This window comes from Glutamicibacter sp. AOP12-B1-11 (assembly GCF_052379245.1).
Taxonomy (GTDB): Bacteria; Actinomycetota; Actinomycetes; order Actinomycetales; family Micrococcaceae; genus Glutamicibacter.
On record NZ_JBQSYL010000016.1, the window covers coordinates 78,331 to 104,019 of the forward strand.

19 protein-coding genes are annotated in these 25,689 nt (G+C 60.6%); 12 read left to right on the forward strand and 7 right to left on the reverse strand.

Annotated elements, in window-relative coordinates:
• Positions 1-25 precede the first annotated feature (25 nt).
• Positions 26-1,741 carry a dihydroxyacetone kinase subunit DhaL gene (dhaL, locus tag ACT3UQ_RS11200; protein WP_105552669.1) on the reverse strand — a complete coding sequence of 572 codons (1,716 nt, stop codon included), beginning with the start codon at positions 1,739-1,741 and terminating at the stop codon, positions 26-28.
• A 37-nt stretch (positions 1,742-1,778) separates the two neighbouring features.
• Positions 1,779-2,768 (reverse strand): sugar phosphate isomerase/epimerase family protein, encoded by a 990-nt coding sequence (locus tag ACT3UQ_RS11205; protein ID WP_105552670.1) that lies wholly within the window; start codon positions 2,766-2,768, stop codon positions 1,779-1,781.
• A 114-nt stretch (positions 2,769-2,882) separates the two neighbouring features.
• On the opposite strand from ACT3UQ_RS11205, the gene ACT3UQ_RS11210 reads away from it, so the two are divergent.
• Positions 2,883-3,566 carry a GntR family transcriptional regulator gene (locus tag ACT3UQ_RS11210; protein WP_444637115.1) on the forward strand — a complete coding sequence of 228 codons (684 nt, stop codon included), beginning with the start codon at positions 2,883-2,885 and terminating at the stop codon, positions 3,564-3,566.
• Between the two features lie 16 nt (positions 3,567-3,582).
• Here the strand turns inward: ACT3UQ_RS11210 and ACT3UQ_RS11215 are convergent, their stop codons facing one another.
• The 4 genes from ACT3UQ_RS11215 to ACT3UQ_RS11230 are packed head-to-tail and all read right to left on the reverse strand — an operon-like array spanning position 3,583 to position 9,097.
• Positions 3,583-5,970, reverse strand: coding sequence for a glycoside hydrolase family 3 N-terminal domain-containing protein (locus tag ACT3UQ_RS11215; RefSeq protein ID WP_444637116.1), 2,388 nt, complete (start codon positions 5,968-5,970; stop codon positions 3,583-3,585).
• A 30-nt stretch (positions 5,971-6,000) separates the two neighbouring features.
• Positions 6,001-6,837: a carbohydrate ABC transporter permease gene (locus ACT3UQ_RS11220; RefSeq protein WP_444637117.1), complete on the reverse strand. Its 837-nt coding sequence runs from the start codon at positions 6,835-6,837 to the stop codon at positions 6,001-6,003.
• Positions 6,837-7,757 carry a carbohydrate ABC transporter permease gene (locus tag ACT3UQ_RS11225; protein WP_219843913.1) on the reverse strand — a complete coding sequence of 307 codons (921 nt, stop codon included), beginning with the start codon at positions 7,755-7,757 and terminating at the stop codon, positions 6,837-6,839. The genes ACT3UQ_RS11220 and ACT3UQ_RS11225 overlap by 1 nt, the downstream gene beginning before the upstream one ends.
• Before the next feature lie 5 nt (positions 7,758-7,762).
• Positions 7,763-9,097 carry an ABC transporter substrate-binding protein gene (locus tag ACT3UQ_RS11230; RefSeq protein ID WP_105552673.1) on the reverse strand — a complete coding sequence of 445 codons (1,335 nt, stop codon included), beginning with the start codon at positions 9,095-9,097 and terminating at the stop codon, positions 7,763-7,765.
• A 332-nt stretch (positions 9,098-9,429) separates the two neighbouring features.
• On the opposite strand from ACT3UQ_RS11230, the gene ACT3UQ_RS11235 reads away from it, so the two are divergent.
• From ACT3UQ_RS11235 to ACT3UQ_RS11255, 5 genes are all read left to right on the forward strand, one after another.
• A complete protein-coding gene (locus tag ACT3UQ_RS11235; RefSeq protein ID WP_258133486.1) occupies positions 9,430-10,443 on the forward strand; it encodes a LacI family DNA-binding transcriptional regulator in 1,014 nt (337 codons plus the stop codon).
• Between the two features lie 310 nt (positions 10,444-10,753).
• Positions 10,754-12,487 carry an ABC transporter ATP-binding protein gene (locus tag ACT3UQ_RS11240; RefSeq protein WP_444637118.1) on the forward strand — a complete coding sequence of 578 codons (1,734 nt, stop codon included), beginning with the start codon at positions 10,754-10,756 and terminating at the stop codon, positions 12,485-12,487.
• On the forward strand, positions 12,488-14,581 hold the full coding sequence (locus tag ACT3UQ_RS11245; RefSeq protein WP_444637119.1) for an ABC transporter ATP-binding protein: 2,094 nt from the start codon (positions 12,488-12,490) through the stop codon (positions 14,579-14,581).
• Between the two features lie 204 nt (positions 14,582-14,785).
• A complete protein-coding gene (locus ACT3UQ_RS11250; RefSeq protein ID WP_146113349.1) occupies positions 14,786-15,301 on the forward strand; it encodes a hypothetical protein in 516 nt (171 codons plus the stop codon).
• 8 nt (positions 15,302-15,309) lie between these two features.
• Positions 15,310-15,513 carry a hypothetical protein gene (locus ACT3UQ_RS11255; protein ID WP_105569503.1) on the forward strand — a complete coding sequence of 68 codons (204 nt, stop codon included), beginning with the start codon at positions 15,310-15,312 and terminating at the stop codon, positions 15,511-15,513.
• Between the two features lie 356 nt (positions 15,514-15,869).
• On the opposite strand, the gene ACT3UQ_RS11260 is transcribed toward ACT3UQ_RS11255, so the two are convergent.
• Positions 15,870-16,163 carry a DUF4287 domain-containing protein gene (locus tag ACT3UQ_RS11260; protein ID WP_105552679.1) on the reverse strand — a complete coding sequence of 98 codons (294 nt, stop codon included), beginning with the start codon at positions 16,161-16,163 and terminating at the stop codon, positions 15,870-15,872.
• A gap of 319 nt (positions 16,164-16,482) precedes the next feature.
• On the opposite strand from ACT3UQ_RS11260, the gene aqpZ reads away from it, so the two are divergent.
• From aqpZ to ACT3UQ_RS11290, 6 genes are all read left to right on the forward strand, one after another.
• Complete coding sequence (gene aqpZ / locus ACT3UQ_RS11265) at positions 16,483-17,235, forward strand: aquaporin Z (RefSeq protein ID WP_105552680.1); 753 nt, start codon at positions 16,483-16,485, stop codon at positions 17,233-17,235.
• Positions 17,236-17,385: 150 nt separating this feature from the next.
• Positions 17,386-18,159 carry a CPBP family intramembrane glutamic endopeptidase gene (locus ACT3UQ_RS11270; RefSeq protein WP_096286147.1) on the forward strand — a complete coding sequence of 258 codons (774 nt, stop codon included), beginning with the start codon at positions 17,386-17,388 and terminating at the stop codon, positions 18,157-18,159.
• A 1-nt stretch (position 18,160) separates the two neighbouring features.
• A complete protein-coding gene (locus tag ACT3UQ_RS11275; RefSeq protein ID WP_444637120.1) occupies positions 18,161-19,345 on the forward strand; it encodes an MFS transporter in 1,185 nt (394 codons plus the stop codon).
• A gap of 150 nt (positions 19,346-19,495) precedes the next feature.
• Entirely contained in the window at positions 19,496-20,941 is a 1,446-nt protein-coding gene (locus ACT3UQ_RS11280) for an APC family permease (protein WP_444637121.1), read from the forward strand.
• Between the two features lie 209 nt (positions 20,942-21,150).
• Positions 21,151-22,473: a YjiH family protein gene (locus tag ACT3UQ_RS11285; protein WP_444637122.1), complete on the forward strand. Its 1,323-nt coding sequence runs from the start codon at positions 21,151-21,153 to the stop codon at positions 22,471-22,473.
• 1,081 nt (positions 22,474-23,554) lie between these two features.
• The coding region (locus ACT3UQ_RS11290) for a choice-of-anchor G family protein (RefSeq protein ID WP_444637123.1) at positions 23,555-25,689 on the forward strand (2,135 nt) is incomplete at its 3' end.

Here is a 25,689-nt window from a genome sequence, read left to right on the forward strand (position 1 = left end):
TCCTTTTCTGTTGTGCTCGGTTGGGCTAGGCCAAGGTGCTGTTGGCATGCTGCGCGGAGAGACCGGCAACGATCAGCGCAAAGGAATACGCTCCGGGGTCTTGATGGCCAAGCGACTTCTCCGACAGCGGACGGGCACGACCCTTCTTCGGACGCAGATTCGAGGTTGCCAGGGCCGCTTCCCGGGCGGTGCTGGCGCTGCGTTCCAAGATTTGGCCCAGGGGCTGGCCGGCTTCGATGCCTTCCCGGATGGCTGCCGTGTAGGGGTGCAGGGCATCAACCATGGTCTTATCACCCAGATCCGTTTTGCCCAAGGTGATGACCGCATCGCTAAAGGCCTCGACGGCTTGGGCCAGGTCTGCAGGGCCGTACTGTTCACGGTTGCCCAGAGACTCACCGAAAGCGGTGATTCCCGCGCCCCACAGGGCGCCGGAGGTTCCGCCGGCCTTCTCGCTCCATGCTTCACCGGCGGCCGCCAGGACCTCGCGCACGCTCTGCGCCCCGGCGGCGGCTTGGGCGGCGCCGAGTGCTGCTTCGATGCCGCGGCGCATGCCGATCCCGTGGTCGCCGTCCCCGGCGATGGCATCGAGATCTCCCAGTTCCGCTTCGTGGCGCACGATGATTTCACGCGTAGTTTCCAGCAGGCTGGCCGCTTGCTGGCCGAGCTGCGCGGAGAACTCGGTGGCTGCTTCGTGGGCGAGCTCCGCAGTGTCGGCCACCGCGAAGGTGCGTCGAGCCGCGGTAGCGACGTTGCCGCGCCGGAATGCAGGTGTATCGGCAGGGGCGCGCCATAGCCGTTCAAGCTCCTCGTCCACCCAGAAGAGGGTCAGCGAGGCACCGGACATGTCCAGGCTGGTGACCAGTTCACCGCATTCGGGCTCAACGACCTGCAATCCGGCGGCGGTCAGCAGGCGTTCTACGTGTCCGAAGAGCACAAAGAGTTCCTCGTATTTCACCGTGCCCAGGCCATTGACAATAGGTACTACCCGGGTCCCGGCAGCGGAAGGACGCTCCTCAAGCAGCTGGGAGACCAGCAATTCCGCCAGCTCTCGGGAGGTAGGCAACTGATGGTCGGAGATTCCTGGTTCACCGTGGATGCCCAGACCCAGCGACATGCTCTGTTCTGGCACGTGGAACAACGGGGCTTCGGCGCCGGGCAGGGTGCAACCATCAAAGGCTACGCCCAGGCTGCGGGTCCGCTCATTGGCTTTCTCGGCCAGTCGGACTGCTTCATCGAGGTCTGCACCTTCTTCCGAGGCAGCCCCGGCGATCTTGAAGACGGTGAGGTCTCCGGCGATTCCGCGGCGTTCATGCCGGCGCTCCACAGGGGCGCTGGCAATATCGTCGGTGACCACCACGGTGCGAGTTTGGATTCCCTCGGCGTTCAATCGGTCTTGAGCCTGGCCGAAATGCAGCACGTCGCCGGCGTAGTTGCCGTAGCTGAGCAGCACCCCGCCTCCGGTGGAGGCGGCCTTGGCTACACGGTAAATCTGACCGGCCGAAGGCGAGGCGAAGAGGTTTCCGCAGGCGGAACCGGCGGCCAGGCCAGGGCCTACCAGCCCGGCGAAGGCCGGGTAGTGTCCCGAACCGCCACCGATGACCACGGCGACCTGGTTCCGCTTCATTTCGCTGGCACGAACCACGCCGCCGTCCACCCGTTCGAGGCGGTTGCGGTGGGCTGCGACCAAACCGTCGATGGCCGCATCGGCGAATCCGGTGGGATCGTCAAAGATTTTTGTCATGTCTTCTGGAACCTGCTTGTGCTTGAAGGGAAACGAGTTAGGAGGTTTGGAGTTGCTGCCGGCCCTGGGCTACGAGCGGGGTGCCGAGCTGGTAGCCGGTGGTTTTGGGCAGGATCTGCTCGCGCAGGTAGCGCTGGTTGGTGGCGCTGACGCTCAGTCCGTCTCCGCCGTAATGCTCGGTGCAGATGATGCCTTGGAAGCCGTTTTCGAGGGCTACCTTGAAGGCTTCGCGGTAGTTGATCACGCCGGTTTCCAGCGGGGTTGGCATGGCTGAGAAATGGCCTCGGGCCAAATTTTCATCGCGCTGGTAGTTCTTTACATGCCAGTAGTTGGCATAGGGCATGGTCTTGGCGATGAGCTCATGGATGTCCTCGATGGGGCGGTGCACCCGAACCAGATTGCCCAAGTCCGGGTTGAGCCCGACGTTGGGAAGATCGATGTCCTGCAGCAGGCGCACGGCCGAGTCTCCGGTGCCGATGTAGGTATCTTCGTACATTTCCAAGGAGATCAAGAGGCCAAGTTCTGCCGCATGGGTGCCGAGTTCGCGGATTCGGGAGACCGCTTTATCCCAGGTTTCACTATCGCCCACCGGATCTTGATGTCCTTCAACGGTCCAGAACCACAGTTGTTCGCGCTGGGCGGGCGTCAGGGCCTGATGCAATCCGAAGGAGACGACTTCGCAACCCAAATGGGCGGCGGCTTCGAGGGTGCGATGGCTGTAGGCGAGGTTGCCTTCCCAGCTTTTTTCATCGATCACGCTGCGTCGGATGGCCGAAATGGCTGGTGCGCCGACGCCGGCGGCTTGCGCGGTGGCCTTGAGCTCATCGAGGCGTTGTGCACTGAGGTCTCCGGGGCGGACCCAACCATCAAAGAGATCAACGTTGGTGAATCCGGCTTCGCGAACTTCGGTGAAAACGTCCAACCACACCGATGCGTCGGCTTCTTGGACTGTGCCACCAGCGGGCAGTTCGTGGGGGAACTGCAGTAGGGCTGCGGTGATCGGCCAGTCGGCTGCTGTATAGGGCATTCTGCCTCCAATATTTGAATCCTATTTCCTATAGGATCTAGGAAAGTGTGATCCGTGTCAATAGTTCGACCTGAAAGTAGCGCCAATGAATGCCGACGAATATATGATGGTTTGATGGCCTCCGTCTTTTCCCAAACCTCGCTGCCCTCACGCCAGGTTCTGGCCGATCGCGTGTATGAGGAGCTCCTCGCCGCCCTGATTGATGGGCGGTTTGAGGCTGATGCCGCGCTGAGCATCGACGGAATTGCCCGTGATCTAGGTGTCTCGCCGACACCGGTGAGAGAAGCCTTGGCGCGGCTGGAACATACCGGGATGGTGCGCCGTGCTGCGCTCAAGGGCTATCGGGTGGCTCCTTTGATGACGGCAGAGGAACATGGCCAGCTGGTAGCCGTTCGAAAACTTATCGAAGCTGAGAATGCGGAATTGGCCTGCGCCCGGGCTGACGGGGAAATGGTGGAGCAGCTCGCCGACACCATCGAGCGGTTGCGAACCGCGCCGACCGGCGGGTCCTACAGCGAATTCCGGGATTACTGGAAAGCCGATGAGGACTTTCACCGACTCATCGCAGAATTTACCGGCAACCCCTTTTTGCTCACTGCCTTCCAGGCCCTGGGTGGACAGGTGCAGCGCTTCCGGCTCTTCGCCGGACGCGGCGTCACGGATGCTGACTGCGCCATCTCCGAACACACCAAGATCCTGCTGGCCTTCCAGGCCGGGGATCCGCAAGCCGCCCGAGCAGCCATGGAAAAGCATCTTGAAGGTGTCGGGCGGCGAGCGGTGGAAGACAGCAGCGAATAGCTATTCGCCGGCGAAGCTAGGCCCCGCTGGGTGCAGCTTCCTGGAAATGGGGTGAATCCACGGCGTTCACCTGCACCGGCGTATCCATGACTCTTCCTTCGGGCACTTCGCGTACCTCTCCAGCAATCGTGAAGGAACCGGTCAACGGCAATTCCTCGCTGCTGTTGCCAACTTCCACGGCAAAGCTGCCGGGCTCCACAATGCGTTGGTTCTCCAGCCCGGTGAACGAGGTGCGATCCGCATGCACCGTGAAGCTCACGCGCTTGGACTCGCCAGCCTTCAGCGCCACCTTCGCAAAGCCGGTCAGCCAGCGACGGGGCCGAACTACCGAGGCGACCTCATCTCGCAGGTAGAGCTGGATGACCTCCGCTCCCGAACGATCGCCGGTGTTGGTGAGCGTCACCGAGATGTCCACGGTACCGTCATTGGCGATTTCCGCATCCGAAATCTGCAGATCGCGCAGCTCGAAATCGGTATAGGACAGCCCGTGCCCGAAGGGATACAGCGGCCGTGGATCAAGGTTGGAGACACCATCGGAGTACCAACCCAACGGGGGTTGGAGATAGGTGCCCGGCTGTCCGCCAATATGATCGGGAATCTGCACCGGCAGCTTGCCCGAAGGATTGACATCTCCGGTCAGTACCGAAGCGAGAGCCGGTCCGCCTTCCTCACCTGGCATGAATGCCTGCACAATTCCGGCCGCCCGCTGCGCGAAGGCACCGAGGGAGTACGGGCGTCCGGTCACCAAGACCAAAATGGTCGGAGTGCCGGTAGCCAGAACGGCTTCCACCAGGTCAGCCTGCCGGCCCGGCAACGAAAGATCCACCACATCGCAACCCTCGCCGGAGGTGCCACGGCCAAAGAGGCCCGCGAGGTCACCCACGGTCACAATGGCCACCTGGGCCGCGCGAGCCGCCGCTACCGCGGCGGCAATGCCGCTGTCATCCATATCGGTGAAATCGACACCGCGCTCGTAGCTGATCTCGGCTCCGGCCAGCGCCGGAGCCGAGATCAGCGAATCAAGGATCGTAGGCAATTCGATGCCATGCACATCTTCGCCGAAGAAGCGCGAGAGCACATGGTTGGTGAAGGAGTAGCATCCCAGATGGGCTCGCGGTTGGGTGGCCGAAGGGCCCACCACGGCGATGGATTCCGGGGCCGATGGCCCACCAAGCGGCAGCAGCCCGGTGTTCTTAAGCAGGATGATGGATTCTTCGGCCATCTTGCCTGCATGGGCGCGGTTGGCTGCCGAGTCGAAATCAACCTGATCGCCTTCCCAATCCGCTTCCGGCGACCAATCCGCATTGAGCAGCCCGAGCTCGGCTTTTTGCACCAGCACGCGGCGCACCGCGGTGTCCAGTATTTCGGCGTTGAGCCGGCCGTCGGCCACGGCTTGGGCCAGATTGCGGAAGGCATTGGTTTCGGGAAGTTCCACGTCCATGCCGGCGGCTAGTGAAACAATGCCCGCTTCATCCTGGTCCTTGGCAATCCGGTGCATGGTCTCGAGGAAGCTGATGGCCCAATAGTCCGAGACCACGGTGCCGGTAAAGCCCCAGCGTTCACGCAGCACTTCGGTCAGCAGCCGGTGGCTAGCCGCGGGGGTTTCGCCATCGATATCGGAATAGGAGTTCATCACCGATTTCACACCGGCTTCGCGCACCGCACGCTCGAAGGGAGGAAGGATGACATCCTCGAATTCACGATGCCCAATGGTCACCGGGGCGTGGTTGCGTCCGGCACGGGAGGCGGAGTATCCGGCGAAGTGCTTCAACGTGGCGTGGACACCGGAGTTCTGGATGCCGCGCACATAGGCGGTGGACAGCTCAGAGACCAGATGCGGATCTTCGCCCAGTGTTTCTTCTACCCGGCCCCAGCGGTAATCGCGCACCACATCAAGCACCGGGGACAGCCCGAGGTGCACTCCGGCCTTCTTCATATCCGCGCCGATGCGCGTGGCCATCTCATTGACCAATTGCGGATCCCAGCTGGCACCCCACGCAATCGAGGCGGGGTAACAGGTGGCACCCAAGGTGGTGAAGCCGGTCAGGCATTCTTCATGAGCCAATGCCGGAATGCCAAAGCGGTTTGCCGCCACGACCTTGCGCTGCAGCTCGGCCAGACGTGCCCGGCCCGCGGCCGGATCACGCGGGGCTGAACCGAAAGCGCGGGTGATCTGTCCCAATCCATCGACAATCTCGGTGTCGAAACTGGCTTGGTCCTTGGAGAAGGTGTTCTCCATTGGGGCCACATTGCCTTCACCATTGCTATTGCGCTCTGCCGGTCGAATCCAGAAGGAACCGAGCTGGGAGACCTTTTCTTCGATTGTCATCTCGGCCATCAATGCCTCGACGCGGGTGGAAATAGGCTGGCCGGTGTCACGCCAGATCGAATTCTCGTAGTTCACAAGGTTCCTTTACAGAAGTTTTTTTGGGGGTTACTTGCTGAAGCCAGCAGTCAGGCCTGCCACCAGCTGGCGGCGGCCGACAATATAGGCAGCGAGGAGAGGGACGCAGGAGAGGACCACTGCGGCAAGCACCGCTGGGATGTCTACCGCGAATTCGCCCTGGTAGGTCCACAGGGACAGTGGCAACACGCGCACTTCCGTGCTCTGGGTCAGGACCAGCGGGAAGAGGAAGCCATTCCACACCTGCAATGCGTTGTAGATACCTACGGCCATGATGGCCGGCTTGGACAAGGGCAGTACCAGCAACCGGAACATCTGCCAGTGGCTGGCACCGTCCAGCGTCATTGCCTCGTAGAGCGAGGAAGGCACATCGCGCAGGAAGTTGGTCAGGATCAAGACGCTGATCGGAATGGCGAAGGCGATGCTCGGCAGGATCAATGCCAGCAACGAGTCATACAGACCCATTTTCACGATCATGTAATAGACCGGGATGATGGTCGCCTGGATGGGGATCGCAATGCCCAACAGGAACAGCCGGTGGCTGAATTTCGCGAAAGCGCCGCGGTTGCGCACAATCACGTAGCTGGCCAGCAGCGAAATGATCAGCACCACGCCCACTGACACGACGGTGACCAGCGCAGAGTTGAAGAAATACAGTGCGAAGTCGTTTTCCAGGACCCTGCCGTACGCTTCGAAGGTGAGATTCTGGGGCCACGCCAGCGGGTTGGACCCGAAGTACTCTTGGCGCGGCTTCAGGCTGGTGACCACGATGTAGTAGATCGGCACTACGGTGACCAGCAACCAGAAGGTCGCCGCGAGGCCGCCGGGAACGTTCGGCGCGTACCCGGTTTTGATTTGCGATTTCATTAGGCGCCCTCCTGCTGGCTTTCCATCTGGTCGGTGCCGCTGAATCTGTTCAGCAACAGTGAGACCGCCAAGCCCACCACCACCAGGATCACCGCGATGGCGCTGGCCGCACCCATTTGGTAGCTGCGGAAACCGGTGAGGTACATATCCAGCGGCAGGATGCGCGTGGCATTGCCCGGGCCGCCGTTGGTCATGACGAACACCAAATCGAAGTAGGTCAGGGACCCGACAATCATCAGGGTGGAGCTGGTGATGACCGTGTACTTGATCTGTGGGAGCGTGACCGAGAAGAAGGTGCGCACACGTCCGGCCCCGTCGAGCATGGCCGCCTCATTCATGGAGGTGGGAATCTGCTTAACGGCTGCTTGGTACAGCAACGAGTGGAAAGGAACGAAACACCACGAGATCACGAAAATCAGTACGTAGAAGACCAGGTCGGTGCTGCCGAGCCAGTCCTGGCTCAGCAGCGCAATGTTGAAGGCCTTGGACAACCCGAAATTCGGGTCCAGCAGTGCCTTGAAGGCGATGCCCACGGCGGCTGCAGAGAACAGCAGCGGAAGGAAGTAGAGCACCGAGTACACGGCACGGTACTTCTGCTCGCCGGCCATGAACACGCCAACCAGAATGGAGATCGGTGCCTGGGTGAGGTAGCACAGCACGGTCATGGCAAAGGTGAGCCACATGGCGTTCAGGGTGACCGGGTTGGTGAAGGTTTGCTGCCAGTTGGACAGGCCTGCGAAGGATGGGGTGCCAAGCCCATCCCAGTGCATGAACGAGAGCACGGCCACGCCCAACAGCGGAACCAGGGCAAAGATGGCAAAGAAGATGAGCGCGGGCGCCAGCAGCCATGTGCTCGGGCCGATGTTGGTGCCGAGCCGTCGGCGCGAACGCACGGGTGCGGTATGGGATTTCATCAGCATGGGGGCTACTTAATGGTTGCGTTCATTGCTTCTACAAACTGCTCCGGGGTGATGGAACCCTGGAAAATCTGCGACAGGTTGGTCAGCAGGACCTGGGCCTGGTCGGGGGCCAGAGCCTGGTCCCAGGAGAGCTGGAAATTGGGTGCGCTTTGTACCGACTGGTAGGCGTAGCCCAGGAAGCCTGCGTCCTCACTGGCGGCAATGGCCTCTTCGGCGCCGTCAACCGAAGGCACCAGGCCCAGGCCGATGAAGCTCTTAACCGATTCTTCGTTCAGCGTGTAGTCGTTGAGGTATTCGAAGGCCGCCTGCTGGGCTTCTTCGGAGGCATCGGCCGAAACCGACCAGAAGTTGGCTGGGTTGCCCACGATATTTGATGGATCGCCCTTGCCACCATCGATGGTTGGGAATGGTGCGAAGCCCAGATTCTCTTCCTCATACCACTGCGGGGCATCGGCCTTGAATCCGGCGTATAGCCAGGAACCCTGCAGCAGCATGGCGGCCTTGTCGGTGTGGACCAGGGCGGCGTCGGCGTTGGCGTCGGCGACCACCGAGCCGTAGGAGTCGCCGAAGCCGCCGGCCTCGACCAGCTCCTGGATCTTGGTCAATGCTTCGGTGACCGCCGGGTGGCTCCAGGCATTGGGTTCATTGTTTTGGATGGCCTGGAAGACCTCCGGGCCGCCGATGCGGTCGGTCAGGTAGGCGATCCACATCAGGTAGGGCCACTGGCTCTGTCCGGCGACAGCGAAGGGGATGATGCCCTCGGCCTTGAATGCCTTGACCACGTCGAGGGTTTCCTGCCAGGTGGCGGGGGCCTCGACGCCTACCTGTTCGAAGAGCTTCTTGTTGGTGTAGAGCACCACTGGCTGGGTGCTGTTATTTGGGACGGCGTACTGCACGCCGTCAACTTCACCGGTCTTCTCGATGGCCTCGATGGCACGTTCTTCCAGCGCATCGACCTTGCCGGTCAGATCCACCACATTGCCGTTGGCCACATAGTCAGCCAGGGTGCCACCGGACCAATTGAAAATCAGGGTCGGGGCGTTGCCGGCACCGACGGCGGTGCGGACCTTTTCCTTATAGGCATCGTTGGCGAAGAAATCGGCGGCGATGGGCTGTTCCTGATTCCTTTCATTCCACTGGGCGAAGGAATCCTTGAATGCGTTCTGCTGGGTGCCGGTCAGTGCCCAAGCGGAGAATTCGCCGTTGGCTTCTCCGCCCGGCTGTGCGCCCCCGCAGGCGGCCAAGGCCAGCGGGGCAATCATGGCAGCAGAAACCAGCAGCCGTCGAGGGGTGCTGAATTTCCGCGAGGAAGAGGAGGGCAAGTTCTTGGCGTTGCGCATTGCGGGATTCCTTTGCTTGGCAGGGGAGAGACAACGTTCAACCGACACGTATGAACGAAAGTTTCGGAAAGTTAGCGACGGTGGAGAAAGGTTATAGTGTGGCCTAGGTCTCGTCAAGGGGAATTGGCCGAAACGTCGGGTTCCCAAATTTTCGGCCGGGATAGGTGGGGAGGGTGCGTGGAATTCTCATTTTCGTTCATTTGTTCCGTAGACTCATGGCGAAAGTTTCGTAGATTTTCTTGACAGATTTGCGATATATTATGTCGTGCATCACAGATGATGTCAGTCGGGTGCTGAGCGTTCGGCGGAACGCATGATTAGGAGGTGGCTCTGTGGGTATTCGCCTTCAGGACGTTGCTGCAGCCGCAGGTGTGTCAATGTCTACGGCTTCAAAGGCACTTAATGATCGCGGGGACGTCAGTGAATCCGTGCGTCGAAAAATTGCGGCAATTGCCGAAGATCTGGAATATGCGCCCCGCCCTCGTTCGAAAGCGAACAATGGAAGCAAGCGAGTGGTTATCGTGTTCGATCACTTCGACAGCCCTTATGCGGCAACGGTGCTGAATGGGGCGATCCGCGCTGCGAAGCGTGCTGGGGTGGACCTGGTGAATACCTGTATCGAGGGGGAGGCTCGGGGGCACGATGTGCTGTCGATGGCTTGGCTTCGCGAGCAGGTGAAGAGCGGTGTGGCCGGGTTGATTCTTGTTACGACCTTCCTGGAGGACAGCAAGGTCCGCTGGTGCCGGAGTCATGAACTGCCGGTGATCGTCATTGACCCCTCCGCCCCCAACGCGGAGCATATGGTCTCCATCGGAGCCACCAACTGGCAAGGTGGAAAGCAGGCAACCGAGCATCTGCTTGCTCTGGGCCACCGAAGAATCGGATTCGCTAGCGGCCCTCGTCATTCCGTGCCGGCAGGCGAGCGACTGCAAGGCTTCCGCACCGCAATGCAAGAAGCCGCCGTTCCTGTTGATGAATCCCTTATTGCCGGCGGTAGCTTCAGGCCTGAATCTGGACGTGCCGCAGCGTTGAAAATGCTGCATGCAAAGAACCCTCCGACTGCGATCTTTGCGGTTTCGGATGATGTGGCACTGGGTGTGCTGCGTGCGGCGGAGGAACTGGGCGTTGGAATTCCCCAGAAGCTCAGTGTGGTTGGCTTTGACGATGTAGCTGCTGCGTTGTGGATGTCTCCGCCGTTGACCACGGTGCGCCAGCCATTGGATTCGATGGGGCAAATTGCCGTGGAGCGGCTGCTGGCGTTAGTCGATGATCCGGGCAGGTTTGCCCACCCTTTTCAGCTGGAGACCAAGCTCGTTGTTCGCGAGTCAACAACCTCTTTGAAATAGCGGCGCAAGGTATCGAGCGGGGGTTTTAATGGGTGTTGTTCGACCGCGTTGATTCAGCGAGCTCGCCGGGCAGGCCGAGGGCCTCATTCGGGCGCATTCCGCTGTTAGGTGCACACGCTACGATCAACGCCACCATGCGCAGATATTCACCGGGAATTCGGAAAAATTTAATGATTGGCAAAAATCAATCGCAAGGATGATATTCACTGTCGGTAGCACGGGTTAGACTGACAATCGCGCTCGAAACACCCTGCCTTTAATCCGAAGGTGCAGGATGTTTTCGGTGCAGATGGAGTAAGGACAATACCTCATGCTTCTGAAGATCATCCTCAGACACAGCAAACCCTACGCCGGTTGGATAACCGCCGTAGTCATCTTGCAGCTGGCCACCACGATAGCCACGCTGTACCTACCAAGCCTGAACGCCAAGATCATCGACACCGGTGTGGTCAACGCCGACGTCGACTACATCTGGCGAACCGGTGGAATCATGCTCGTAGTCGCCTTCATACAGGTTGCCACGGCGATCGGCGCCGTGTACTTCGGGGCCAAGACCTCGATGAGCGTTGGCCGGGACATCCGTCAGTCGGTCTTTGAGAAGGTCTCCACCTTCTCCGCTCAAGACGTGAACAAATTCGGTGCCGCCACGCTGATCACGCGCGGCACCAACGACGTGCAGCAAGTGCAGATGCTCACCTTGATGGCGCTGAACTTCATGATCACCGCGCCGATCATGTCCATCGGCGGCGTGGTCATGGCCATCCGCGAGGATCCGGGATTGTCCTGGCTCGTCTGGGTTGCAGTTCCCCTGGTGCTGGTTGTCGTCGGCATCCTGGTGATCAAGCTGATGCCGCTGTTCCGCGATATGCAGAAGCGCATCGACGGGATCAACGGCGTGCTGCGCGAGCAGATCACCGGTATCCGCGTGGTGCGCGCGTTCGTGCGCGAGCAGCACGAAACCGAACGTTATGCCGATGCCAACCAGAAGCTGACCATCCTCGGGGTCAAGGTCGGCAATCTGTTTGTGCTGATGTTCCCCGCCATTTCGATGATCCTGCACCTGTCCACCGCGGCCGTGCTGTGGTTCGGCGGGCATCGCGTGGACAACGGCCAGGTCGAGGTCGGTGCGCTGACCGCATTCCTGCAGTACCTGCTGCAGATCCTGATGGCGGTCATGATGGGTACCTTCATGGCCATGATGGTCCCGCGTGCGATGGTTTCGGCCGATCGCATCGGCGAGGTGCTCGACAGCGATCCGAGCATGGTCGACGCGGCGAACAATGGCGTCGCACTGCCCACCCCGGGCACCGTTGAATTCAAGAACGTCAGCTTCGGCTACCCCGGCGCGGACGCCCCGGTGCTCTCCGACGTGTCATTCCTCGCCAAGCCCGGTGAGACTACGGCGATCATCGGGTCCACCGGCTCGGGCAAGACCACCTTGCTGAACCTGATTCCGCGGCTCTACGACGCCACCGAGGGTCAGGTGCTCATCGGCGGCATTCCGGTGCGCGAGCTAGGCCGCGAGCTGCTCTCGGAGAATATTTCGGCAGTTCCGCAGCGCCCCTACCTGTTCTCCGGAACCGTGGCCAGCAACCTGCGCTTCGGCGCCCAGCAGGCCAGCGAAGAAGAACTCTGGGAAGCGCTGCGCATCGCCCAGGCGGATGATTTTGTCGCCGCCCGCGATGAGCAGCTCGACTCCAGGATCTCCCAGGGCGGCACCAACGTCTCCGGCGGCCAGCGCCAGCGCTTGTGCATCGCCCGCGCGTTGGCCGCGAAACCCAATACCTACCTCTTCGACGATTCGTTCTCCGCCTTGGACGTGAGCACCGACGCCAAGCTGCGTGCGGCGCTGGACGAGCCGACCAAGGACGCCGCGGTGATCATCGTTGCCCAGCGCGTGTCAACCATTACCGGCGCAGATCAGATCCTGGTGCTGGAGCATGGGGCGATCGTTGCCCGAGGCACTCACGAAGAACTTCTCCAGTCCTCGGAAACCTACCAGGAAATTGTTTCATCCCAGCTCAGTGCGGAGGAGGTGGCCTAAATGGCAGCGAAGAAAAAAGGCGGCGAGAAGCTCGCCGAAGTCGATGCGGATCTCGCCGAGGTAGACGAGTTCGAGGTGGCCGCGGCCTCCGGAGGCTGGGAGGAAACCCCGGTGCGCAAGGCCGAGCACTTCTGGCCTTCGGCCAAGCGGCTCATCGGGCTGATGGGCCCCTACAAGGTGGGCATGAGTCTGGTCTTCGCGCTGATCACCGTGTATGTGGTGCTCTCGGTGATTGCACCGCGGATCCTGGGACGCGCCATGGACGTGATCTTCGCCGGGCTGATCGGCAAGGACATGCAACTGCCCGCGGGAACCACCGCCGAGCAGGTCATCCAGGGCATGCGCGATGCCGGGCAGGACTCCCAGGCGGACATGCTCTCCCGGGTGGAATTTGTCCCCGGGCAGGGCATCGATTTCGCCCAGCTCTCGCAGTACATCCTGATCGTGCTGGCCATGTACTTCGTGGCCTCGATCTTCTCCTGGGTCTCGGGCTGGCTGTTGAACAAGCTAGTCATGAAGGTGGTCTACAACCTGCGCAAGGATGTGGAAGACAAGATCAACAGGCTTCCGCTGAACTACTTCGACAGCCGGCAGCGCGGGGACATCCTCTCCCGCGTGACCAACGACGTGGACAACATCCAGAATGCCTTGCAGCAGGCGCTGAGCCAGCTGGTCCAGGCGCTGATGACCGTCATCGGCATCGTGATCATGATGTTCGTGGTCTCCTGGCAGCTGGCGCTCATTGCCCTGGTGGCGCTGCCGCTGTCCGGCGTGGGCGCAGGCATTATCGGCTCCAAGGCGCAGAAGCTGTTCACCGCGCAGTGGAAGAACACCGGTGCGCTCAACGGGCAGATCGAAGAGTCCTTCTCCGGCCATGAGCTGATGAAGGTCTTCGGCCGCGAGGACGACATGGTGGAGCGCTTCACCACGCGCAACGAAGAGTTGTACAAGGCGAGCTTCGGCGCGCAGTTCGTCTCCGGCATGATCATGCCGGTGATGAACTTCGTGTCCTACCTGTCCTACGTGGGCATCGCGGTAGTCGGCGGGTTGCGCGTGGCTTCCGGGTCGATGTCTCTGGGCGATGCCACCGCATTCATCCAGTACTCGCGAGAGTTCACCCAGCCGCTGGGCCAGATTGCCGGCGTCGCGAATATGCTGCAGTCCGGCGTCGCCTCGGCCGAGCGCACCTTCGAACTGCTGGACGCCGACGAGCAGGATCCAGAAGATGCCCAGCGCCAGCTTCCGGAACGCACCGACGGGCACGTCTCCTTCGAAAATGTGAGCTTCTCCTACAATCGGGAGCAGCCGCTGATCGAGGACCTGTCCTTCGAGGCGGACCCGGGGCACACCGTGGCCATCGTCGGTCCTACCGGCGCGGGCAAGACCACGCTGGTGAACCTGGTGATGCGGTTCTACGAGCTGAACTCGGGCCGGATCATGCTGGACAACGTCAACGTCACCCAGCTGTCCCGCGCGGATCTTCGCTCGAAGGTTGGCATGGTGCTGCAGGATGCGTGGCTGTTCGGCGGATCCATTATGGAAAACATCCGCTATGGCCGGCTGGACGCCACGGATGAGGAAGTCATCGAGGCCGCGAAGGCGACCTTCGTGGACCGCTTCGTGCGTGCCCTGCCGGACGGTTATGACACGCTCATCGACGAAGAGGGCACCAACGTGTCCGCCGGTGAGAAGCAGCTGATCACTATCGCCCGCGCGTTCGTGGCGAACCCTTCGCTGCTGATCCTGGACGAGGCTACTTCGTCGGTGGATACGCGTACGGAGGTGCTGGTGCAGCGGGCCATGGCGGCGCTGCGCAGCGACCGAACCAGCTTCGTGATTGCCCACCGCCTGTCCACCATCCGTGACGCGGACACCATCTTGGTGATGGAAGCGGGCAAGATTGTGGAGCAGGGCAACCATGAGGAACTGCTGGCTACCCAGGGTGCTTACTACAACCTGTACCAGTCGCAGTTTGCCGGGCCGGCCGAGGATGTGGATGCGAATCCGGATACCGCCGCGGTTCCGGTCACCGGTGGCGTACCTGTTGCGGGCGCCGTGACGCCGGAAGCTACCGGCAAGGACGAGAAAAACTAGGTCGTCGCACGGAGCAGGTGGCCCATTTCCTCGAAGGAATTCTTCGGAGAAATGGGCCACTTTTCTTATGGGAAAATCCGCTAACAGGGCCTGATGGTCGGGGCTTGCGTGTGGGTCTGGCGTCCCATCGTTGGGTGTGCCGCGCGTTGGGCCGTCTCACAACGCAGCGCGCCCCCGGCCTGCAGCGGCTCGCCGCTGGTACTGATGCCCCAGCCGCAGCCCAGCGCCGTGAGCAGGGTTGCGACTGAGTCATCGGCAAAGGAGCTTACCTGCTATCGCTTACTGCTTCGCCGGTATCCAGGCAGCGCCGGTTGCCAGCTCGAAACCCATATCCGTTCAGGCTGCTCGCCATCCCTTTCCGCACCGAAGCAAGCCGAACTGCTCAGTGGCCAAGCCGAACGCTTGTGTGCCGAATCGATTCGGGAATTAGGACCAAAGCTGGCCAACGATAAAACTCTGGATGCGGTGATCGTGGCAGCCCAAGGCAATAAGCGCCAGTGGGTTTCCCCGCCCGGCGACGAGTTCGCGGATCAAAAGACCGAAGGGTTTACCGCCCTCTGGAGTTCATGGACCGACAAGGGCAAGATAGTTGCGGTTTTGCAGGAAGTTCCTCGACTTGGCAACAAGAATGTGCCCACATGCGTGGCCGCGAATCCCAATGACCCGCAGTCTTGCTCCGTTGCTCGCGTCCAGGGGGGCTATCCATTCGGCACAACCTGAAGAAGGCATTGGACAGCGAAACCGTTCCGGAAGGTATCGTTCATGCTGACCTGACGAACGGTATCTGCACCGCGGAGCGTTGCTTTGCGGTCATTGGCTCTTTGCTTACCTACTTCGACCAGTCGAATCTGTCTCAAGATTTTGCTCGTTCGCTCGCTCCCGAGCTCGGCAAAGAACTAGCCAAGGATCCGCTCATCGCCGCAGCCAAGTAGGTTCTCGTTCATTTGGCTAGGCCAGTAAAGGAAGAATCAACGAGTTGAAAACGCTTCTCGCGTAAATTCCGAAAGCTAGCGGACTTGCTGCGGTGCTCAGCGATTACCGAGACGCAGCTGCACAGGTCATTGGCTAAACCGCCGGAATTCTAGGCGTGGCAGGATTCAGCAGACAACACCGGGCTGAGACCGGCGGATTCATGTCAGCTTGGTTGGTTCCTCACCGGTAAAGACCGAAAGCTGCGTATCTGCTCCGCGAATTCGGATTTCTGTCCGAGCTTTGCTTCAAGTGAAAGCTCGCGCTGCGGCCCTTCGACTTCCCGGCGTGCTCCAGGGCTTTGGAGAGAATGAGTTCATTAAGTGGCGTTTGGGTTTGTAGCTTTGCCATCCAGCCACAATGTATTACTGGCATCTGCGTGTACTCCGCCGCTAGCAACATGCTTGTCGCTGATTTGTGTACCTTTGGTGATCACATGAACCATGGCCATGGCATGGCCGCGCCCCAATCCATGTTCTTCCTTGAGCCACTGGATAATCGGAGTCGCTTTGGTGGCGGAACCGAATCCACGGTCTGTTGCCTGTGCTAACAGCTGCCGTGGAGTGAGCCCTGTCTTGGTTTCAATCGTATCGAGGTAGGCCTGAAATGACATGTGGTTGCCTTCGCAGTGAAGAGGAACGTGGGTTTTCAACCTATACCGAGGAAATATGGACGACAAGGGCTAAGCCAACAGTTCGCAGTCGTTCCTCAGAACATTGTGCGCGCTTTTTGATCGGTTCATAGCATTTCCTCTTGGCATCGTCCGCCGCAACTGTTGCGCCCAGGCCAAGGGGCCGCGCCACCGTATTAACGAATTCTGCTGGTGCACCAGAACGATTCGTAGATTTTTTGCCAATTGTTTCTATAATTTGTGCAGACCAACGCATAGACTGTGGCTATCTGGCGGCAATTCCTCCTAGAAAGAGACAAACATGTCACAGTCATCATCACCCACCATGGGCTCGCGGTTGACCGCAGAGTTCCTGGGCACTTTCGTTCTGGTCTTCGGCGGATGCGGTTCGGCGATCTTCGCCGCCCAGGTCCTCGACGGCGACACCATCAATATGGGGATCGGTTTCCTCGGTGTAGCCCTTGCCTTTGGTCTGACCGTGCTGGTCATGGTCTACGCCGTAGGCCATATCTCCGGTGGGCACTTCAACCCAGCGGTCACCCTGGGCGCTGCACTGGCCAAGCGGGTGGAGTGGAAGGCGGTTCCTGCATACATGATCACCCAGGTCATCGCCGCTTCGGTGGCCGGCGCCGTGCTCTTGGCCATTGCCTCCGGAAAAGACGGATTCAACGCCGCCGAGTCGGGGTTTGCCTCAAACGGCTATGCCGACCGCTCGCCGGACGGCTACTCGCTGGTCTCCGCGCTGGTTGCCGAAATCGTGCTGACCGCGATCTTCCTGTACGTGATTCTCGGATCAACCGACCGGCGTGCGCCGGCAGGTTTCGCCGGGGTTTCCATCGGCCTGTCGCTGACCCTGATTCACCTGATCTCCATCCCGATCACCAATACCTCGGTCAACCCGGCTCGGTCCTTGGGTGTTGCCTGGTTTGCCGGGCCGGAAGCACTCGGCCAGGTTTGGCTGTTCATCGTGGCCCCGCTGATCGGCGCGGCCATTGCCGGGGTGAGCTACTCGAAGATCTTCTCCGATCTGGTGACCGCCGAGGCAGCGAAGTAACTCCTCGAATTACACCGGCCGGCCACACCAAAGTTTGGTGTGGCCGGCCGGTGGCGTTTGCGGGTAGATTGAGTCGCTTTTCATAGGAATCAACGGCGAACCCAGGCCGTGAATGCAAGGGGCGGTGCGCTCACTGGATAGGCTAGGAACATGCAGCAGCCCCCGCCCTACCCACAGCAGTATTTCCTGCCACGCCGCAAGCAACGGGTATTCGACCCCGGAGCGATGACCCGCGGTGACTGGTGGACGGTGGGTTCCTACATCGTGTTCTTCGTCTTCGGCGGAGCGGCACTCATTGGGCTGATCCCGGGCTACTTCACGGCCTTCGAAACCGAAGAGCAAGCCCTCTTCGGAATCAATCTGATTCTCTACACCAGCTTCTTCATCCTGGCGATGGTCCAGTGCGGAGCGCACTTCTTCGACTCCTTTAAAACCATGAAGTACTACCCGTGGGCCAAATGGCTGATGCTTCCCGGTGGTTGGCTGCTGACGATCATCTTCTCCGCCATCGTGACAACGATCTTTGGCGGACCGCAGATCAGCGAAAATCAGGAAGCCCTGCAGGGCATGACCACCGCCGTCCCGCTCCCGGTGATGTTCGTAGTCACCGCGGTTTTCGGACCCTTTGTCGAAGAGTACCTCTTCCGCCACCTGCTGATCGGCAAGCTTTCGCGCAAGCTCAATATCTGGGTTTGCGCGCTCATTTCCACCCTGGTTTTCGCCGGAATCCACTTCCTCAATGGAGGCGGAATCTCCTCGATCGTCCAGGTTCTGCCCTACCTGATGCTCGGCATTCTGATGTCCCTGGCCTACATCCTTTCGGGCAAGTCGCTGGCCTACGCCTACCTGCTGCATTTCATCAACAACGCCATGGCCCTGCTCATGCTCTACTTGGTCTACCCGCTGCTTCCGACCGGCGTCTAGGTTGAGTTTTACCGGGCACGAACCGCATTCGGTTCCCTACCGCGGCATGCTGCTGGCCCTGTTCGCCAGCGGCGTTGCCACCTTCTCCCAGCTCTACTCGGTGCAGGGCCTGCTGCCGAGCATCGCCGGTGAGCTGAACATCAGTTCATCCCAGGCGGCCTTGACGGTCTCCGCGGCCACCCTTGGCCTGGCGCTCGCCGTCACTCCGTGGGCCATCATCTCCGACCGCATTGGCAGGAGGCGGGTCATCGCGATTGCGTTGCTCGCCTCGGTGGTCCTCGGCCTAACCAGCTCCACGATGAGCGGTTTCGAACCGCTGCTCGTGGTCCGCTTCCTCGAAGGCATTGCGCTGGCCGGTGTTCCGGGCAGCGCCCTGGCCTACCTTGCCGACGAGCTGACCCCACGCGCGGTTGCCCTGGCCAGCGGTACCTACATTTCCGGCACCACCCTTGGCGGGTTGGCCGGACGCTTGGTGGCCAGCTGGGTGGGGGAACCTGCCGGGTGGCGCTGGGGTGTCGCGGCGGTCAGCCTCATGGCGGCCGTGGGCACGCTGTTCTTTCTGCTCAAGGCCCCTGCAGCGCTCGGATTCATCCCGACCGAGCAACGCGGGCTGCGCCCCATCCTCGGCAAATTCAAGCGGGCGCTCGGCGGACGCATGCCGCTGCTCTACCTGCAGGGCTTCTTGCTGATGGGCGGCTTTGTCGCCGTCTATAACTACCTGGCCTTCCGGTTGGAGGCACCGCCATTCATGGTGCCGGTGTCGCTGGCCTCCCTGGTCTTCATCGCCTACCTGTCCGGGACCTGGTCTGCGGTGGCCAGTGGCCGACTGGTCGCCAAAATAGGCCGGCGCGGGGCGCTGTTGCTGAGCATTGTGCTGAGCATGGCTGGACTGCTGCTGACCCTGCCCGGAAACCTGGTGGTGATCATCGTGGGGATGGTGATCTTCACCGCTGGTTTCTTTGCCGCGCATGCGGTGGCCAGCGGTTGGGTGCCGTTGCTTGCGCCCGCCACCCGGGCCCAAGCCGCGAGCCTCTACAACCTCTTCTACTATGTGGGTTCTTCGCTGCTCGGCTGGCTGATCGGCGTTCCCTTCATGCACTACGGCTGGGCCACGTTGGTGCTGTGCGTGGTGCTGTTGCAGATTCTGGCCGTCATCTTCGCCTTGGCGCTGAAACACAAAAAGTAATCCGGAGTATCAAACTTCCGTTTATCGCGTTAACTCTACCGTTCACCGCTTGGGGTTACCATGATTTTGTGAGCTGTGGAATGCGCGCCTGTGATGGGCCGGACAATGGCTAACGATCCTTACTTCGTTCCATCAACACGGAAGTGCAACATGAGCAGAAATACCGCCGACTCATCGGCATCGCCAACCACCCTGGCGAAGACCTTAGGCAACTGGGACGCGCTGGCCCTGGGCTTTGGCGCCATGATTGGTTTCGGCTGGGTAGTGCTCACCGGAGGCTGGCTTGATAACGCCGGCACCATGGGCGCCATCTGCGCGATGCTCGCCGGTGGCGCCATCATGGCCATCGTGGGCCTGACCTACGCCGAACTCACCGCGGCTATGCCCAAGGCCGGTGGAGAGCACAACTTCATCCTCCGCGCCTTAGGCGCGCGCACCTCGTTCATTGGCTCGTGGGGGATCATCGGCGGTTACGTGACCATCGTGGCCTTCGAAGCGGTCGCCTTCCCGCGGACCGTGGAATACATTTTCCCCGGCATGAGCCAGATCCCGCTGTGGACCGTGGCGGGGTTCGAAGTGAACCTCACCTGGGCGCTGGTAGGTGTGGCCGCCGGCGTGCTCGTCACCTGGATCAATATCCGTGGCGTGAAGCAGGCCGGCATTGTGCAGACCTTCATCGTGCTCTTCCTGCTAGCCATCGGCGTGCTGATGATCTTCGGTTCGGCCACCAACGGTTCGGCGGAGAATATGGAGCCGTTCTTCACCCCGGGCATGAGCGGCTTCTTCGCGGTGCTGGTGGCCGTGCCGTTCCTGTTCATCGGCTTCGACGTGATCCCGCAGTCGGCCGAAGAGGTGAAGATCCCGGCCAAGCAGATCGGCAAGCTGGTGGTGATCTCCGTGGTGCTGGCGACCCTGTGGTACGTGATGGTCGTGTTGACCACCGCCTCGGCCATGCCTGCGGACCAGCTGGCCGGCGCAGACATTGCCACCGCAGATGCCTTCGGCGCGCTATTCAATTCGGAGATCATGGCCAAGGTGCTGATCGCTGGTGGCCTTGCCGGAATCCTGACCTCGTGGAACTCATTGCTCCTGGGCGCCTCGCGGCTGGTCTACTCGATGGCGCGCGGCGGCATGCTTCCGGCCTGGTTCGGCGAGCTGCACCCGAAGTACCAGACCCCGGCCAACGCGCTGATGTTCATCGGCGGCATCTCCTTGCTCGCTCCGTTCTTCGGAGCCGAGATGCTCGGCTGGCTGGTCGACTCCGGCGCCCCGAGCATCATCATCGCCTACTTCCTGGTCTCGGTGACCTTCCTGATCCTGCGCCGCCGCGAGCCGAAAATGGATCGCCCGCTGCGCGTGGCGGGCAAGGGACGCGGTGGCGAAATCATCGGCTACGCCTCGGTGCTGCTGACCGCGGCCTTGTTCATGCTCTACATGCCGGGCATGCCCGCCTCGCTGAGCTGGGAACCGTGGCTGATCTTCGGTGCCTGGTGGGTGCTGGGCGCGGTGTTCTTCGTCAAGGTTCCCGGCGGCATCAAGCCGGGCCCGCAGGCCGAAGAGGAGATCCTGGCACGAGTTGCGGCGCGCAGGCGCTAGAAATCTTCACAATGCCAATGGCCCAGGGCGCACCCAGCGGGGTACGCCCTGGGCCATTTCTCTGCAGTCTCCGGTATTGCCTGCAAAGTCTGGGGTCTCGGACAGTTGGTGAGCTGCGGGTCACATTTCCGAAGCTGAATCGGGTGTTATTGATACTTGACCCGAGGCAGCCGCGTGCTTCCCTCCAGCCAACGAGAAACAGGTCTGCCATGCCATCCGAAGCAGTGACTACGCAACCCGCGCGGTTCTCCCACGTCACCAAGTTCATCGTCTTCAGCCTCATCGGCATCGCCATGTTTTTTGTGCCGATTACGCTCAACGGCACAAGCACGATTCCCCTTGACCATCTGGTGACCTTCATCCGCAATTCGCTGGGGCCCGCGGTGCCGTTCTACATCCTGGCGCTGCTGCTGGCGGGAACCATCCTGCCCTTCAGCAACGGCGGGTGGAAGGCCTCGAAGCTGCGCATGGTTTTTGCCTTCGCCAACGTGGTGGGGCTCGCGGTGGGCGCGGTGCTGATCTTCGGCGGGGGACCGGGGTGGCTGACCGAGGAGAGCATGGGCCCGTTCCTGCTCAATAAGCTGGTCATCCCCGTGGGGCTTATCGTTCCCATCGGCGCGATCTTCTTGGCGCTGCTGGTGGGCTACGGGCTGATGGAATTCCTCGGGATCTTCTGCCAGCCGGTGATGCGCCCGCTATGGCGCACCCCGGGACGCTCCGCGGTGGACGCGGTAGCCTCCTTCGTGGGCAGCTACTCGCTGGGATTGCTGATTACCGACCGGATGTACCGTGGCGGACGCTATACCGGGCGCGAGGCGGCCATTATCGCCACCGGCTTCTCCACGGTCTCCGCTAGCTTCATGATCATCGTGGCCAAGGCGCTGGACCTGATGGAGCATTGGAGCCTGTACTTCTGGCTCGCGCTGGCGGTCACCTTCACCGTCACCGCGATCACCGTGCGCATTCCGCCGCTGAGCAGAATCAAGGATGAGACCTATCTGGGCGTCGAGCACCTTGCGGAGCAGAAGATCTCCGGGCGGCGCGCGGCCACCGCGTGGAAGGAAGCGCTCGCCGCGGTGGGCCGCGCCCCGAGCTTCGGCAAGAATATGCGGGACAACATCTGGGACGGGCTGAAGATGGCCATGGCCATCCTGCCCTCGATTCTCTCCGTCGGGCTCGCCGGGCTGCTGCTGGCCCGCTACACACCGATTTTCGACTGGCTGGGCTACCTGTTCGTGCCGTTCGCCTGGGTGGTCGGCCTGGAGGATCCGCTGCTGGTCGGCAAAGCCTCGGCGACGGGCATCGCAGAGATGTTCCTGCCCGCCACGCTGGCCGCCGGGAATGAGTCCATCGAGCTGCGCATGGTGGTCGCGATCGTCTGCGTCTCGGCGATCATCTTCTTCTCCGCGCTGGTTCCCTGCCTGCTGGCCACCAGCATTCCACTGCGCCTGCGCGACATGGTCATCATCTGGTTCATCCGCGTCGCACTGACCATCCTGATCGCGACCCCGCTGGTGCGTCTGCTGCTGTAGCTCAGCCAACCAGTTGTGATTCCGTGACGAGTTGGACGGCTATCAGCCCGGTGAATCTCCAGCTGCTAGCCCCATCTTTTCAGCGTTGGCCATGGGTGGCTAGTCAATCTGTCTTTTCTGCTCGGACTGAGAGGTCAGTTTGCAATCCGAGGCGGCAGAGGGAGCACGGTTGCGGGACCGCGGACGCTCAGCATGAAGACCTGAGCATCTGGTGACTTAGGCAGGAACTCGGCTCGGTGTTTCCTACCGGTCGCAACCGGTTTTCGCTAGCTCGCCTGTTCCCGTATCGATATCGAAGAACATGTACGGGTCGGCATTGCGGTAGGCGAAGCTTTTGAATGGTGTAAGGAACGGACCCCACACGTCCGGAATGTATGCATAGTTTCTCGGACAGCGTGCCGTCGTCTGCGTTTTGGAATGCGCGAGTTTGAACGAATCGGGTAGCTCTCGCGCGGTTATTGGACTGTTTGGGAGCCCAGGCGGTGGGAGTCGCGTGGAGGGGGTGCCTCATTGATCTTGACATTCAAAAGGCAGCTGCAGCGTCTGGTGGATCGATCAGGTCTTGTTGATAACTGCGGAAATACGTCCGACTGAAGAAGGCACTGGCGGTCCGATTTGCTTTTGCCTACGCGTTCCAAAAGCTAACCTGACTGTCCACTCAAACGCACATGGCTTCTGTGGAAAAAGAAATAAATCTACGGATCGGGATTATGGAGATTCGGGGTACTGTCATGCAAACTATGGTGCATCCAGGCAATGACCCTTCAGTCGTCAATGGAAAATACACTAGTCAATCCCCCTTTAGTGTGCTGTATCAGCCAAAAGGAGTACAGTCATGAAATTTTATAGAAATACTTATCTTATTCTCAGAAACCCCTTGTTTTGGCATGAACCACCGAGTTGAATGTATGAGGGGGCCTTGGGGGTGTAATGCAGTATCGCCAATATACAAGGAGGGCTTTCCATGCGACGTACAGTTCGCAAGAGGAACGTACCTGCAGGAAACGCGGCGTGGTGGCGTAGACCGTTAGCCTTAGGGGTTGCTTCAACCCTTGTGGTGTCGAGTTACGGATTACCGGCCATGGCAGATGTCAACACACAACCGGACGAACTAACCGAATCCGCTGCGAGTATCGTCGACCTGAGTCTCTTGGGTACCGAACTCGCGGGTGGAGGGCAAACCCGGGCACTGTATCCAAGTGGCCCAGGAACCGATGAAGGCGGACTTGACGTCTCCCTGCTGCAGAATGAACTTCTGGATCTCGGGCAATTCCCGATCCCAGTAGATCAGTTCATTAACTTTGGCGAACTAGGTGCGCTGGTATCTAGCGCAACCGCTACAGATGCCAAGAACGGTGAAGCGATCTCCGGCGTAGCGGGAGCTGACGGAGCGATCACCCTCGACGGGGCTCAAGGAGATTTTGGCGTAGCCCGAATCAACTTGCTTGCACTCTTTGAGGAAGCTGGGATCGATGGATTGACCAGCCTCGCCTTGAGCAAGGCAGAACTCACTGCAGGCGCCGGTGGCGCCTGGGTTGAGGCAGTCGACGGAGTATTCCAAGACCCAGATGGATTCGGCGGCAAGGGCCAGTATCGGGTGGCGGAAGCCAACCTGGAACTGCAGTCGCCAGCGGTCGAAGAGATGGCCTCTCAGTTGTACGATGCCATCGGCACGGTCGATACCACGCTGGAAGACACCATCAATGGGTTGTCGCAAATCACCGACCTGCTTGACGTGCTTAGTGCACTCCCAGTGGGAGCGACTTTTGATCTCACGGTCGATTCCAACATTCAGGACGAAGTGTTCAACGAGCTGCTAGCGCAGCCAATCACCTCGAAAAACGAGGTGCTGAGCATCGATCTGAGCACCGGAACCGTTTACGTGGATCTGGATAAGGCCTATTCGGGCGAACGCCCAGTGGGTATGGACCTGCCTGATGGCATTAACAACCAGGCTCCGAACACGGAACTGATCACCACTGACCTCTACCCGATCATCGCGGAAACCATCCACGACTTGATCGAAGAGGTCGTTGCGGTAGCAACCAACGCGATCGAAGGCGCGATCTCCAGTATCACGCTGACCGTTGATGCTTCGCTTGACACACCATTGGGTGGCGCCGAGGCGTCCTGGACCGTTAACCTCGGTGGCGAAGAAGTTGCTCCGGTAACTTGTACCCCATCGGGTGCTGGCGGAGCGGTTGCTTGTGCCACATTGGAAGCGGCGATGAACACGGCAGTGATCCCGGCGGTCAACACCGCGATCATTCCGATTCGCGACTTCTTGGTGGGCGATGGCGGGCATGCGATCTATGATCTGTTGATCACGGATATCAAAACCAATGCGATGACCGTGCCAATCCGTACGGTATTGGAACCAGTGTTCACCTTGGCGCAGCAAGCAGTTTCGCTGCAGCTGAATCGACAGGTAGAAACTACCTGTGAAGCGCCAGACGGCACGTTAGTCGACAGCCTCGAAGTTTCGGCTTTGAGCTTGGGCGTTGTGCAGGCAGTTGACGCAGGTCGGTTGAACTTGGGCTCGGCCGGTGTGCGTATCGGCGCTTGCGCCGCGGACATCAACCCGGCGATTACCGTCAACCCGGGAGAGGTTCCAGCAGGAACCTCGACCAACGTTGAAGGAACCGGCTTCACTCCTAGCGGCGATGTCGAGCTTCAGCTGGTTGATGCTGAGGGCAACCCAGTGGGCGACCCGATCATCGTTCCTGCAGATGCCAATGGCGATTTCCCGTCCACCGAGCTACCGGTTGACGCCACTGTTCCTCCCGGAACTTACGATGTGCGTGCCACCGATGTCATCACCGGCACTCCGATCACTCAGCCACTTGTGGTTATTGAACCGGATGCGCAGGCGTTGAACCTCGGTCTGGATCCGCCAACCGTTCCAGCAGGTGACCCAACCAACGCAACCGGTTCCGGATACACCCCCGAGGGTCCGGTAACCGTTCAGCTGATCGATCCGGCCGGTAACCCGGTTGGCGATCCGATCATCACCACCGCAGACGTCGACGGAAACTTCACCGTTCCCGTCCCGACCCAGGCTGACGCTCAGCCAGGCGACTACACCGTTCGCGGTACCGACGACACCACCACCAACTCTGCTGATGCAACGTTGACCGTGGTTGAAGCGGGCACTCCGATCCTCACCGCGGATCCGGTCTCTGTTGAGTCGGGTCAGGCGACCGATGTGACCGGTAC

What these genes read in the sequence shown, in the direction of transcription:
- ACT3UQ_RS11220 (WP_444637117.1), bottom strand. Translation starts at nt 6,837, where the DNA reads ATGAAATCGCAAATCAAAACCGGGTACGCGCCGAACGTTCCCGGCGGC.
- ACT3UQ_RS11205 (WP_105552670.1), bottom strand. Translation starts at nt 2,768, where the DNA reads ATGCCCTATACAGCAGCCGACTGGCCGATCACCGCAGCCCTACTGCAG.
- ACT3UQ_RS11210 (WP_444637115.1), top strand. Translation starts at nt 2,883, where the DNA reads ATGGCCTCCGTCTTTTCCCAAACCTCGCTGCCCTCACGCCAGGTTCTG.
- ACT3UQ_RS11280 (WP_444637121.1), top strand. Translation starts at nt 19,496, where the DNA reads ATGAGCAGAAATACCGCCGACTCATCGGCATCGCCAACCACCCTGGCG.
- dhaL (WP_105552669.1), bottom strand. Translation starts at nt 1,741, where the DNA reads ATGACAAAAATCTTTGACGATCCCACCGGATTCGCCGATGCGGCCATC.
- aqpZ (WP_105552680.1), top strand. Translation starts at nt 16,483, where the DNA reads ATGTCACAGTCATCATCACCCACCATGGGCTCGCGGTTGACCGCAGAG.
- ACT3UQ_RS11250 (WP_146113349.1), top strand. Translation starts at nt 14,786, where the DNA reads ATGCCCCAGCCGCAGCCCAGCGCCGTGAGCAGGGTTGCGACTGAGTCA.
- ACT3UQ_RS11245 (WP_444637119.1), top strand. Translation starts at nt 12,488, where the DNA reads ATGGCAGCGAAGAAAAAAGGCGGCGAGAAGCTCGCCGAAGTCGATGCG.
- ACT3UQ_RS11260 (WP_105552679.1), bottom strand. Translation starts at nt 16,163, where the DNA reads ATGTCATTTCAGGCCTACCTCGATACGATTGAAACCAAGACAGGGCTC.
- ACT3UQ_RS11225 (WP_219843913.1), bottom strand. Translation starts at nt 7,757, where the DNA reads ATGCTGATGAAATCCCATACCGCACCCGTGCGTTCGCGCCGACGGCTC.
- ACT3UQ_RS11230 (WP_105552673.1), bottom strand. Translation starts at nt 9,097, where the DNA reads ATGCGCAACGCCAAGAACTTGCCCTCCTCTTCCTCGCGGAAATTCAGC.
- ACT3UQ_RS11240 (WP_444637118.1), top strand. Translation starts at nt 10,754, where the DNA reads ATGCTTCTGAAGATCATCCTCAGACACAGCAAACCCTACGCCGGTTGG.
- ACT3UQ_RS11270 (WP_096286147.1), top strand. Translation starts at nt 17,386, where the DNA reads ATGCAGCAGCCCCCGCCCTACCCACAGCAGTATTTCCTGCCACGCCGC.
- ACT3UQ_RS11285 (WP_444637122.1), top strand. Translation starts at nt 21,151, where the DNA reads ATGCCATCCGAAGCAGTGACTACGCAACCCGCGCGGTTCTCCCACGTC.